12 protein-coding genes are annotated in these 12,189 nt (G+C 66.0%); 3 read left to right on the plus strand and 9 right to left on the minus strand.

The window, feature by feature from the left end; translation table 11 throughout:
• From RMO57_RS15135 to RMO57_RS15165, 7 genes are all read right to left on the minus strand, one after another.
• Nucleotides 1–833, minus strand: an 833-nt coding sequence (locus tag RMO57_RS15135; protein ID WP_310388005.1) for an oleate hydratase, incomplete at its 3' end; no start/stop codon positions are given.
• A 108-nt stretch (nucleotides 834–941) separates the two neighbouring features.
• On the minus strand, nucleotides 942–1,088 hold the full coding sequence (locus RMO57_RS15140; protein WP_310388007.1) for a hypothetical protein: 147 nt from the start codon (nucleotides 1,086–1,088) through the stop codon (nucleotides 942–944).
• Nucleotides 1,089–1,722: 634 nt separating this feature from the next.
• Nucleotides 1,723–1,959 (minus strand): hypothetical protein, encoded by a 237-nt coding sequence (locus RMO57_RS15145; protein ID WP_310388008.1) that lies wholly within the window; start codon nucleotides 1,957–1,959, stop codon nucleotides 1,723–1,725.
• Between the two features lie 34 nt (nucleotides 1,960–1,993).
• Entirely contained in the window at nucleotides 1,994–3,400 is a 1,407-nt protein-coding gene (locus RMO57_RS15150; RefSeq protein ID WP_310388010.1) for an NnrS family protein, read from the minus strand.
• A 20-nt stretch (nucleotides 3,401–3,420) separates the two neighbouring features.
• Nucleotides 3,421–4,845, minus strand: a complete 1,425-nt coding sequence (ccoG, locus tag RMO57_RS15155; protein ID WP_310388012.1) for a cytochrome c oxidase accessory protein CcoG — start codon at nucleotides 4,843–4,845, stop codon at nucleotides 3,421–3,423.
• Complete coding sequence (locus tag RMO57_RS15160; RefSeq protein WP_310388013.1) at nucleotides 4,842–5,327, minus strand: Rrf2 family transcriptional regulator; 486 nt, start codon at nucleotides 5,325–5,327, stop codon at nucleotides 4,842–4,844. The genes ccoG and RMO57_RS15160 overlap by 4 nt, the downstream gene beginning before the upstream one ends.
• A 52-nt stretch (nucleotides 5,328–5,379) precedes the next feature.
• Nucleotides 5,380–5,664 carry a DUF2249 domain-containing protein gene (locus tag RMO57_RS15165; RefSeq protein ID WP_310388015.1) on the minus strand — a complete coding sequence of 95 codons (285 nt, stop codon included), beginning with the start codon at nucleotides 5,662–5,664 and terminating at the stop codon, nucleotides 5,380–5,382.
• A 270-nt stretch (nucleotides 5,665–5,934) separates the two neighbouring features.
• Between RMO57_RS15165 and RMO57_RS15170 the strand changes: the two genes are divergently transcribed.
• The 3 genes from RMO57_RS15170 to RMO57_RS15180 all read left to right on the plus strand — a co-directional run bounded on the left by RMO57_RS15170 (nucleotide 5,935) and on the right by RMO57_RS15180 (nucleotide 8,732).
• Nucleotides 5,935–6,735, plus strand: coding sequence for an EAL domain-containing protein (locus RMO57_RS15170; RefSeq protein ID WP_310388018.1), 801 nt, complete (start codon nucleotides 5,935–5,937; stop codon nucleotides 6,733–6,735).
• Between the two features lie 253 nt (nucleotides 6,736–6,988).
• Nucleotides 6,989–7,888, plus strand: coding sequence for a CHAD domain-containing protein (locus RMO57_RS15175; RefSeq protein ID WP_310388020.1), 900 nt, complete (start codon nucleotides 6,989–6,991; stop codon nucleotides 7,886–7,888).
• Between the two features lie 61 nt (nucleotides 7,889–7,949).
• Nucleotides 7,950–8,732 (plus strand): ParA family protein, encoded by a 783-nt coding sequence (locus RMO57_RS15180; protein WP_310388022.1) that lies wholly within the window; start codon nucleotides 7,950–7,952, stop codon nucleotides 8,730–8,732.
• Nucleotides 8,733–8,759: 27 nt separating this feature from the next.
• On the opposite strand, the gene RMO57_RS15185 is transcribed toward RMO57_RS15180, so the two are convergent.
• Both RMO57_RS15185 and RMO57_RS15190 read right to left on the minus strand, forming a co-directional pair.
• Nucleotides 8,760–9,608: a hypothetical protein gene (locus RMO57_RS15185; protein WP_310388024.1), complete on the minus strand. Its 849-nt coding sequence runs from the start codon at nucleotides 9,606–9,608 to the stop codon at nucleotides 8,760–8,762.
• Entirely contained in the window at nucleotides 9,605–11,902 is a 2,298-nt protein-coding gene (locus RMO57_RS15190; RefSeq protein WP_310388026.1) for a hypothetical protein, read from the minus strand. The genes RMO57_RS15185 and RMO57_RS15190 overlap by 4 nt, the downstream gene beginning before the upstream one ends.
• Nucleotides 11,903–12,189 lie beyond the last annotated feature (287 nt).

Consider the following 12,189-nt stretch of genomic DNA (forward strand, 5'->3'; position numbering starts at 1 on the left):
ACGCTGTCTTCGACACCCTTGCTGCGCCAGTGGATGCCGGTGGCCTGCTTGCGTTCGGGGGTGATGTCGAAATCGACATCGGTAACCTCGGTGCCGTACTGGAACACCACGCCGTGGTCCCGCAGCCACTTGACCAGCGGCAGCACCAGCGACTCGTACTGGTTGTACTTGGTGAATTTCAGTGTGGAGAAGTCCGGCATGCCGGCGATCTGGTGGATGAAGCGGTGCAGGTAGAGCTTCATCTCCAGCGCCGAGTGCCATTCCTCGAAGGCGAACATCGTGCGCCAGTAGAGCCAGAAATTGCTGGCCAGGAACTCAGGCCCGAACACCTCGTTGATGCGCTTGTTCTCCATCTCCTCGCGGGTGGCCAGGAAGAGCTTGATGATCTCCTTCAGCGCGCCTTCGCTGAGCGTGAACAGGCCGTCGGTGTGCGCGTCCTCGCCGCAGTTGACCGTGGCACGCTGCAAAGAGAGGTTAGGGTCGTCCTTGTCGAGCCGGTAGAACTCGTCGAGCACGCTGGCACCGGAGGTCTCCAACGACGGAATCGAGCGGTACAGGTCCCACAGGCATTCGAAATGTTCTTCCATTTCGCGTCCGCCGCGGATCACAAAGCCCTTTTCGGCTTCCTTGATGCCGTCCAGCGCACCGCCCGGCAACAGCTGCTGCTCCAGGATGGTGATGCGCTCGCCCGCCATCTGGCCGTCGCGAATCAGGAAGGCCGCACCGGCCAGCGCCGCCAGGCCCGAGCCGACGAACCAAGCCGACTTGTTCTCCACGCCCTGGGGTTTGCGTGGGCGGGCGAACGCTTCGTAGTTGCCACTGCTGTAGTACATAAGGATTCCTTGCTTGAGCTTGCAGCGCACGCAGTGTTGCGCCGCCTGGGTTGGGTTTGATTCATCGCGCTGGCGCGGCGGCTGAGCTTTGCCGCGACCGGCAAGCCTTCAGGCCGACATCTGCTTCCAAGACTTGTCCGGCGGCGTGCCGATGGGGCAGCTTGCCGACTTCTCTATCGATTTGCGCAGACTGGCCGTTGCGGCGCTGACATTGGCCTCGAACTCCTTCCAGCGAACGGCGCCGGCCTTGTTCATCTCGACGACCTTGGCCTTGGCTTCGGCGCTGGCGGCACCGGCGTTCTGCTCGAGAACGGCGATCGCGGCCCTGCCTTTGGCAATGTCCTCATTGGCCGCAACGACGAAAGCGTCGCAAGAGCAAGACTAGAAAGATTCGCCGTCATGACTGGATCCTCGTGTGTGAGTGCCACCAAGTCACTGATGGCGGATGGACTTTCAACCAAAAAATTCTCGCGGCTGTCGAGCCGGCCGGTCTGTGCGCCAGCGCACTCAGCAAGCCGAGGGTCAGCATGCCGAGGGTGGGGTCTCGCGTCTTGCAAATAGCCACCGAGCAGACTCGGCGCGAGTCTTGACTTTGGGGCCGGGCCAAAGTTTTTGACCGTTCTGTCGCTTGGTGCTTAGCGGCCGTTCGGGGCACATTGCGGAAAGTCGAAGTTGGGCACCTCGGCGCTGCTGCCCCCCCCGCACGCTGCCGGGGCGGGGGCGTTAGCCTGTCGGCCGCTCGCTAAAAAACGAAGTTTCAGCGGTTACAAAAAAGGGTGGTGGTTGGTCGCCCGCGTCTACTGCTGGCTAAGGATGATTGCGAATCAGCTTTGTTGATGACAAGAGTTGGAGTTCTCGAACTCGCTCCAACTACCCGGCTGAGCCTGCGTTAGCACTTGGCGGGCAACGCCGACATCGAGGCCAGGCCACTGGTATCTAACGAGGCCCCCGGGTCTTCCTCGCCGGCGACAGACAGATTGTCGTCCGGGACAGCAATGTCGGGCCGAGGGCTCAGCGTCTTGCAGCGAGGCGCGACGGCGGTCGGGTTCTCCGGGTTCACCGGGTCAAACGGTTCAGACAGCGCGTGCAAGCTCTGCTCGCGCAGCCGGGTTGGATCGACGTTCATACCGGTTCGCTCCTTGTTCGCCCCCTCATCATCATCATTCACCGCGCCGGCGCCCGCTCAACAGCCAGGGCCCGTAACGCAGCGCCCAGGCCAGGGCCAGCAGCGCAAAACCGAGTGCGGCGGCCTGCAGCAGGGGCACCGAGGCAGCCAGCCGCCCCAGCGTCAGCAACTGCAGCAAGCCCTGCATCAGCCACAGGCCCGCGTCGACGGCCACGCTGCGCCCATGTTGGACGGCACTGACCCGGCTGACCATGGCCAACAGCGTCGTGCCCATAAACCCGAGACTCAGCGCATGCAGCGCCGCCAGCCCCAGCAGGCCGGGCCGGCCCGACCAGGCCGCCAGCTGCGCCAGCGCCTCCAGCAGCAGGCTCAGACCCAACCAGAGATAGCCGACATACAACTGCGCGACCAGCGGCGTGCGCCGCGCGGCCGCCAGCTCGGGCCGCTGCGCGTCACGCCAGACCAGGGCGGCCAGCCGCGCCAGCGCGGCCGCCGACACAAGCCGGATCAACGCCGGCACCGGCCAAGCCCACAGCGCGGCCAGTTCCAGGCCGCAGCGCAGCAACAGGCCCAGCAGCAGGCCGATCAACAAGCCCGGCGCACGCCGGCCATCGGCATGGACAAACGGCGTCAGCCGCTGCAGGGCCAGCATGAAGACCGCGCCAACCCCCAACCACAGCCCCAGGCGCTGCGCCAGTTGCAGCAGGCCCGGCTGATTGATCAACAAGGCCAGCGCCGCGCCGAGCTGGCACAGGCCGACCCAGGCCAGCGCGGCAGCGATGCCCCAGGCATGGCCAGAAAAGCGCGCGCCGGCCCGGCCGCAGCGGCGCAGCAGCCCCAGGGCCAAGGCCAGCAGCAGCAGGCCCGGCAACGTTGCCGCCAGGCCGGCCACGCCGCGCCAGCCGCGGGCATCGGCCAGCAGCAGGCCCAGCCAAGCCAGCACGGCCAGCGCAGCGGGCAGGCACAGCGGCCGCCCATCGATGGGCGCCTGATCCAGCCAGCGCGGCAGGCTGGTGCAGGCAAAGCCGGCGATGAACAGCGGCATAAAGCCCAGACTCATCAGCCAGCCATGCAGGGTCGCTGCCGGCAGCAAGCCGGCGGGCTGAGGCAACAGCAGCTGCGCCGACCACCACAGCGCGCTGGCCAGCCAGAGCGCGGCGGCGGCGGCAAACAGCGGGCGGTGGGGGCTCAGAGGCTGAGAACTAATGCAACGCGCCCGCGCCGGGCCCCAAAAAGGCGCTGGCGTAGGCGTACGGCGCAGCCCAGGCGTCCGCCTGGGCAAGCTGGGCAACACCCGCCAGCGTCTTTTGGAGCCCGGCCCTACGGGTAAGCCCCCAGAAAACGCCCACTCGTTGTTGCTCAATCTCGCCGGGCCACCAGCCCGGCTACGCTTCGCGCCTAGATTGGGCGCTTTCTGGGGGCTTACGCGGGCGTGTTGCATTAGTTCTCAGCCTCTCTGCATCAGCGCGGCAGGTAGAACACGGCCTTGCTGCGAAAGCCGGCGCCGGGGCGGTCCAGATCCTCGGCCAGAAAGTACACGGCGTGTGCACCCGGCGCCAGGCCGGCCTGCGGCGGCAGGCGCAGCTGCACCGGCAGCGCGCCGATGGCGGCCGGCGCCAGCAGCAGCTCGGTGCCGCCGCTGGCCTGCAGCTGCAAGCCCGGCAGCCCCTCGGCGCGCAGGCGCAGGCGCAGCGGCCGTTCGGTGCGGTTGATCAGCTGCAGGCGGTAGACGTTCTCGACCAGGCCGTCCTCGACCTGACGCGCCATGGTGTTGCGATCCTTGACCACGTCGATCAGCAGATCGCTGCGCTGCTGCAGGCTGAGAGCAAAGCCGGCGCTCAACAGCAGCAGCGCCGCACCATACAGCAACACGCGTGGCCGCAGCACCCGGGCCAGCATCTGCGAGCGAGTCCAGTGATGGGTGATGCCGTTCTCGGTCGCATAGCGGATCAGGCCGCGCGGCGCGCCGACCTTGTCCATCACCTGGTCGCAAACATCGATGCATGCGGCGCACCCGATGCACTCGTTTTGCAGGCCATTGCGGATATCGATGCCGGTGGGGCAGACCTGCACGCACAAGGTGCAGTCCACGCAGTCGGCGGTCTGGCCGGCCAGCAGCTCGGCGCCCTTGCGTGAACGCGCGCCGCGTGGTTCGCCACGGGCGGCGTCGTAGCTGATGATCAGCGAGTCGGCGTCGATCAGCGCACTCTGGAAGCGCGCATAGGGGCAGATGTATTTGCACATCTGTTCGCGCAAAAAGCCCGCATTGCCATAGGTGGCGCCGGCATAAAAAAGCACCCAGAAGGTCGGCCAGGCCGCCAGCTGCAGATTGATCACCTGAGCGCTCAGCTCGCGTATCGGCATGAAGTAGCCGACGAAGCTGAAGCCGGTCAGCAAAGACAGGGCCAACCAGCCGCCCTGCTTGGCCGATTTGCGCGCCAGCTTGGCGGCACTCCAGGGCGCGCGGTCCAGGCTCATGCGGGCCTGGCGGTCACCCTCGGTATGGCGCTCAATCCACAGAAACATCTCGGTGTAAACGGTCTGCGGGCAGCTGTAGCCGCACCACAGACGGCCGGCCACGGCGGTGAAGAAAAACAGCGCCAGAGCGCTCAGCACCAGCAAGGCGGCCAGGTAGATGAAGTCCTGCGGGTAGAGCAGCAGGCCCAGCACATAGAAGCGCCCGGCCTCCAGATCGAACAGCAGGGCCTGGCGGCCGTGCCACTGCAACCAGGGCATGCCGTAAAAAAACAGCTGGGTCAGGGCCACCAGCAGCCAGCGCCAGTTGGCATAGCGCCCGCTGACCGAACGCGGGTAGACCTTGGCCTCGGCAACATAGAGCGGGATCACCGGGATCACCCGGTGCGCGGAGGGTTTGGACGGGCTCATGGGGCTTTCGGGCGCGCCGGCTGGCGGGGCGCGGGTCGGGGCAGAGCAACCACCACGTCAAGCGGTGCGGCACCATCCGCTGTGAACGGGCTCAGCAGATCGGCCAGGCTGTGGCGATCCAGCTGCGCCAGAAATGCAGCCAAAGCGTCGTTGAAAATCCCGGTCAGGCGGCAGCGGCCGCTCAGATTGCAGGCGTTGCTCGCGCCCAGACATTCGACCAGGTAGAAATCGGGTTCCACCGCCCGCACCAGCGCACCCAGCATGATGTCGGCCGGCTGCAGCGCCAGGCGCATGCCCCCGCCCTTGCCGCGCACGGTGCTGATCCAGCCGCCCAGGCCCAGTTGGTGGGTGATCTTGGTCAGATGGGCTTCGGAAATGCCATAGGCCTGCGCGATTTCGGCCGTGGTGCAGAGCCGCTCCGGGTGCTGACCCAGATAGATCAGCATGCGCAGCGCATAGTCGGTCATGGTGGTCAGGCGCATGGTGCTTGCTCAGGGTCGGTTGGCATGCTGGGGGGGCAGGCGACTTGACGGTTCAGTTCGCGCCGCCGCAGCTGCCGCAGCAGCTTTTGCCAGCCGGGCGCCGGCCGATGCGTACCCGCCACTGCAATGGCGCCGCCTCCAGCGTTTCCCAATCGAACTGACCCGCCCACATCGACTGAAATTGCTGCTTCAGTGGCAACGGCTCATGGTCGCTGTGCAACTCGAACCAAGCGCCCACCGGCAAGCTCTCGAAGTACTGGAAGATCAAGCCATGGCGTTGCGCCGGCGGAATCAAGCGCACATCAATGATGGCGGGCGCGGCGGTGCAATCGGTCATGGGGAAATTCCTTTAAGTTGCATTTAATATGCATCTATTATCCTGGAACCCGGCATCAAAAGCAATATTTCAAATAGAGATTAAGAGGCACGACGTTTGCCGCTCGGTGCCGTGCGCGGCACCGGCATCGCCCTGCTGCTGGATCATCTGGCCGATTGGTGCTGCGAGGAACACGCCGTGGCGGCTTGACGACAGGCTCTCAATCGAAGTGCTTCCGCTAAAGTTACCCACAAGTTGGTCGATATCCAGCCCAACTCCCGAGGATTTTTTATGACCAGTACTTTCGGGGAACCATCCAGCTTCATACCGCTCGAGTCGGCTCCCTCAGACAAATGCGGCGCTTGCGGCGCGGCCGAAAAGCTCGGTTTCAAGTTCGATTTCGCCTACCAGCCCATCGTCGACGTGGTCAGCCGCAACAACTTCGCGCATGAGGCTTTGGTGCGTGGGCCTGCCGGAGAAGGTGCGTTGTCGGTGCTGTCACAAGTGACGCAGGGCAACCGCTACCGCTTCGACCAAGCTTGCCGCGTGAAGGCCATCAAGACCGCCGTGCAACTTGGCGTCAAGGAAAAGCTGTCGATCAATTTCCTACCCAACGCGGTCTACAAACCCGAGGTCTGCATCCGTACCACGCTGGAAGCTGCGCGGACGCATAACTTCCCGATTGATCACATCATCTTTGAAGTGACCGAAGGCGAAAGGGTCGAGGATGGCCCTTGGCTGGCGTCGATTCTGCGGGAGTACAAACGCCAAGGCATGCTGACCGCGATCGACGATTTCGGCGCCGGCTATGCCGGCCTGACGCTGCTGGCCGACTTCACCCCCGACTTCATCAAGCTCGATATGGCGCTGGTGCGCGGGATCGAAGGCAGCAAATCACGCCAAGCGATTGCGCGGGGCATGCTGCGGATTTGCCAAGAGTTGGGTATCCAGGTGATTGCTGAGGGCATTGAAACCGCCAATGAACGCGACTTTTTTCTGCACGAAGGCGTGCGGTTGATGCAGGGCTATCTGTTCGCCAGGCCTTCGTTCCGTGCGATCACGCCGGTGACGCCGGAGTCCTGGCCGGCCTGATCGACCTGATCGACCTGATCGACCGGTCAATTACCCCCTCATAGAGAGCGGCCGTGCGGTCGGTGACGATGAGCTGCACATCAACCTGCGGGTATTGCGCCAGCACTGCCGGCACCCAGGGGTGGATCGCCGGCCTCGGCGACGCAGACAAACATGGCCTGGCTGGGCGGCTCCTTGATCGTGCTGGCGGCCTTGTGGACGAGTTTGAAACACGGCTGAGCTAAGCTGTTACTTCAACCCATCCAGAGCCGCCATGCCTAGCCCGACCAAAGCCAGACCCGTCAAGTTACCCGCCGGCCTGACGCTGGAGCAAGGTTTTGCGTTGATCGCGCGCAACTGCCTGCGCCAGATCCGCGCCAATGAGGCCGGCCTGCGGCTCAGCGAAGAGCCCGAGTTCGTGCATCAGATGCGGGTGGGTTTGCGGCGCCTGCGCTCGGCCTTGGGTTTGTTCAAGCCTTGGATCGTGCTGCCGCCCGAGCTGGCCGAGGAGATCGCCTGGCTGGGCCAAACACTGGGTGCGGCGCGCGATGCCGAGGTGCTGGCCGGCACGACTTTGCCCGCCTTGACGCAGGCCTGCGTCGATCTGGAGGATCTGGGCGGGCTACAAAAAGCCGCCGCGAACCTGGCCCAGCGGCGCCGCCGCCAAGCCGTGCTGGCGCTGAACTCCGAGCGCTACCTGGGCTTGATGGCGGGCCTCGAAGGCTGGCTGAAGGCGCACGGCTGGCGCACCGATTCGCCGCGGCCGGATGAGCTCGGCACGCCGCTGGCGGAGGCCGCCAAGCAGATGCTGAAGCGGCGCCGCGAAAAGCTGCAAAAGCAGGCGCAGGCCTTGCCTGAGCAAGCCAGCGCCGACGCCCGCCACCGCGTGCGCATTGCCGTCAAAAAGCTGCGTTATGCCGGTGATTTTTTTCGTGCACTTGCGGCCACACCGAGCAAGGCCCGGCGCGATCAAATCACCGCTCTGCAAGAGCTGCTGGGGCAGCTCAACGACGCCGAGGTCGGCCGTGGCCTGCTGCTGGAGCTGGGCAACAAGGCCCATGCCGGACCGGCCGCGTTTGTGCGCGGCGTCTTGTGGGCGCAGTCGCAGCAGCGGATCGTTGAGCTCGCTGCGCTGCTGCAGGCACTGAGCAGCAAATGCCGGCAAATACCCTGAGCCACCGGGCTCTTGCTGCAGTGCACAATACGCGCATTGCAGCTCAAGCAGGGGTCAGCGAATGCGCCGCGTTGTTTTCAATCAAAAAGGGGGGGTCGGCAAGTCCACCATCACCAGCAATCTGGCGGCCATTGCCGCGCACCAGGGCCGGCGCACGCTGCTGGTCGACCTGGACCGGCAAGGCAATTCCAGCCGCTATCTGCTCGGTGCTTCAGCCGATCTGGCCGACGAAGCCACCCCCGGCTCGGCCGAGTTCTTCGACAGCACGCTGAAATTCAGCATTCGGGCGCCCAAGACCAGCGACTTCATCGTCGAAACCCCGTGGGAGAACCTGCACCTGATGCCGGCCAGCCCCTTGCTGGACGAGCTGCACAGCAAGCTGGAGAGCCGCTACAAGATCTACAAGCTGCGCGAGGCCTTGGTCGAGCTGGGCGCCGACTACGACGAGATCTGGATCGACACGCCGCCCTCGCTGAACTTCTACACCCGCTCGGCCTTGATCGCAGCGGACACCTGCCTGATCCCGTTTGACTGCGATGAGTTTGCGCGCCGTGCGCTTTACGAGTTACTCGACAACGTCAAGGAAATCCAGGCCGACCACAACGCCGAGCTGGCCGTCGAGGGCATCATCGTCAACCAGTTCCAGGCCCGCGCCGCGCTGCCGCAACGCACCGTGCAGGCGCTGATAGACGAAGGCCTGCCGGTGCTGGCGCCCTATTTGAGCGCCAGCGTCAAGGTCAAGGAATCGCACGAGCTGGCCCGCCCGATGATCCATCTCGACCCGCGCCACAAGCTGACGCAAGAGTTCGTGGCGCTGTACCAAGGGCTGGGCGCCGGCAAGTGAACAAGCGCCCGCCGAGGGGCCGAACAGTCAGTCCCTTCTCGCTGCCTCGACGGGCAGCGCCTCGGCCGCCGCATGCAACACAGGCCACAGCCGCCACAACAGCAAGGCGAACAAGCCACCGGCGGCCAGCAGCATGCCCAGCTGCAGGCCGAGATACCACTCGAAGCGCAAGGCCCCGGCCCAGGCCAGGCTGGCGCCCATCATCAGCAAAGCGGCCGGCAGCAGGCGCGCCGGTTTGTCGGCCAGCTTGTTCGCCGATCGGCGGCCGCGCCAAGCCAGCTCAAACGCCATGATGCCAAGCTGCAGCGCCGCAACGCTCAACAAGCCCCACTTGAGCAAACTGGCCATGCGCACATCGGCCACCGCGGCATCGGCCAGCACAAAATACTGCAGCTGCTCCAGCGCGCGCAGCGTCATGCCGTTCTCGGCCAAGTCGGCCATGCCCGCGGCCACGGCCGGCAGGCACAGCAGATGCGGCAGCGCCCCGCGCAAGCCCAGCCGGCACCCCAAGCTGAGCGTGAAGAACACCAGCAGGCCGATATAGCCCGGCACCAGCAGCGCCGAGTCGACCAGCAGATGGCAGCTCAGGCGGCCGAAGTTGGGCTTTGCCACGGGCTCGCCCCAGCCGCGCAGGCCGCAATGGCCGGCGTCAACGGCCTGCCAGTCGGCCAGCAAATGGCTTTGAAACTGCTGCGCCGTAACGAGCAACTCAATCGCCATCGGCGACGCGCCCGCGCCGACCGGCCGCAACACCGTTTGCAGCAGGCTCAGACCCAACAAGGCCAGCGCGGCCAAGCCGAGCAAGACCCAATGCGCCCGCGCAGCGGCCTTGGGTGCTTGCGGTGGCGGTGCTTCGTTGAAGGCAGAGGGCGTCATGGTGCGGAGGCTGCTGAGGCGGCCGGTGAGGGTAGCAGCACCGACAGCTGCACAGGCGGCAGCTGCACCGGCGCCGTCACTCGACGCTGGCAGGCCGAATCGGCCGCCGCCAGCCTGGCCTTGAGCTGGGGCGCCAACCGCTTGGCCAAGCTGGCGGCCTCCTGGCTGAAGTTTTCTTGCGCCGTGGTTGACAGCGTCCAGCCCAAGGGCGCCTTGGCCGCCGCCGAGTTGATGGGCACGGCCAGATCGATCAGATCCGGCCCCATGATTTGCAGCAAGGTCAGCCGCGCCGTCACCGCATGTGCACTGCGCGCGTTGTAAAGCCCGGCCACGATGGAGCCGGACTCCGGGAACCAGCCGCTGGGGCTCAACTGCTCGGCCCGCCGCTGCGCATCAAAAGCCTCCGGCGCATTGCGCACCAGCAGCACGATGGGTCGGAACTGCCGCTGCTCGGGTGGCTGCTGTTCGCGCTGCCGCTTGCACAGATAGTCGATCAAATCGACCAAGGTCTGCGCGCCCGAGTTGTCGTAATAGCCGCCGTCCACCAGGCGCACGGTCGGCCGCAAAGGCGCCTCGGCAGCAGCCCGGTAGCTGACCGTGCCGGCCGGGCTGAGCGCCGGGAAGCGCGCGCTGTGATGCACCAGGCCGGCGACGCTTTGGGCGGCGCTGCTGAAGCGGCCGGCGCTCATCAAGTCCTGGCCGTCCAGCTTGAGCGCGTTGACAAAAATCGATGCAGCTTCGCCGTCGGCCAGCCGCGTGAGCACCGCCCGCTGGCCGGTCTCCACCACCGTGGTGTTGATCAGCAGCTCGGGCAGGCGGCCCTCGCAGCCCGCATACCACTGCCAGAGCGGGCGCGCGAACGGTTGGCCGGGCAGGTCGGCATGGGCGCGCTGCCAGCTGGCTTCGAGCGCGCGCGAGCGATCAAAGCTGTCGACGGCGAACGGCCAGAAGCGCTGCAGCAAGTCATAGAACAACATGCCGGCCACCGGCGCCGACAGAAAGTCATCGCCGAGATGGCGGCCGACCGGGCTGGTCCCGCCGGACCAGCCGAGGCCACCGGTATCGCGATAGCTCATCTGCGGGCACAGGCCGGCGCGCTGGGTCGCCAGCCACGAGGCCAGGCCCAGGCTGCCGCCCGACACGCCCGACAGCGCAAAGGTCTGCGCCGGCCAGCCCGGCTCGGCCGCGGCAAGCTGGTTCAAGACCTCGGCCGTCCAAAAAGCCGCGCGGATGCCGCCGCCCTCGCTGGCGATGAAGATCACCGGCAGCGGCTTGGCCGCAGCGGGCGCCCCAGCCGGTTCGATGCGCCCGGCCAGATGCTGCGCAAAAGCCTCACCGACGCCGGGCCGGGCCGGCGCCGCCACGTGGCCATCCAGCGTCGCCGGTTGCACATGGTGGTTGTCGGTCCACCAGCCCAGCAACCCGGCCAGCACCATCGCCCAAGGCGCCAGATGCGGCAGGCCATTGCGCAGCGGCCAGTAGCTGAGCAGGAAGCTGCCGAACCAGTTGATTGATGCCAGCGCAAAACCGACGATCGCCGCCGTGCCCATCAGATGCGGCACGCCGAGCGGAAACAGCACCAGCATGGCGGTCAGCAAAAACGACAGCGCCAGGCCCCAACCGATGATCACGCGGCTCAGCCAAGGCAAGGCCTGGCCCTGCGGCAAGCTGGCCGGACGCAGGTCCTGCTCCTGGCCGGTGCTTGCAGGGGCGCGGCCGGCCGGGTTGGCAAGCAGGCCCCACTGCAAGAGCTTGAGCAAGAGCCGGCCGCGCAGGACCAGGGTGAACAGGATCAGCAAGGCCAGCCAACCAAAGCAGCGTGCCGCAGCTTGCGCTGCGCGGTCGACCTGATCGGCCCGCTGGGCGTCAATCAAGCTCGCAAAACCCAAGGCCACCAGCGCAGCGGGCGCTGCCCCGACCGCGCGCGGCAGGTTGCACCGCCACCAGCCCAGTCGCTCGGCCAGCGGTAAGCCTGCCATCTCGGCGCCCAACAGCCAGCGCATCGAGTACCAGAGCGACAAGCCAAGGCAAGTCGTTGCCGTGGCCAGCCACAGCAGGCCGGCCACACTGGCGTCAAAGGCATTGCTGGCGGCTCGCTCGGCCAGGGTGCGCAGCACATCCAGGCCCTGCGGCACCAGGCCGACAAAGGCAGCGAACACCAGCAAGCACAGCAGCGGCATCGCGCAACGCACGCTAGCGCGCAGCAGACCCGGCCCCAGCGCGCACAGCCAGACCCAGGCAGCGCGGCAGATGCGCAGCAGTCTGGCTTGGGCAAGCTTTATCTCGACTTGCAAGGCGGCGCTCCGGCGGAACAGTTGGCGGAGTATGGCGAGGGCAGTGCGCGCGGCCTATGCCGATTTTCCCGGACGGCCAGGATTACTTCGGGTTGGCTTTTCTCTTCGTTTGACGCTCCGACGTTCGCCGAGAAGCGCGGAAAACCGAGGTCTGTGCGGCCTGTGCCTTGTTGGAGTTCACGGCGTTCACGCCAGCCTACCCGCTGCCGGCAGTGACGCCGCAGCACGCGCCGATGAACACCGGCGATCACGTGAAACGAAACTGCAGAGAAAAACGGCTATGTGCA

It is taken from the genome of Roseateles sp., assembly GCF_031397715.1.
Classification (GTDB): Bacteria; Pseudomonadota; Gammaproteobacteria; order Burkholderiales; family Burkholderiaceae_C; genus Paucibacter_A.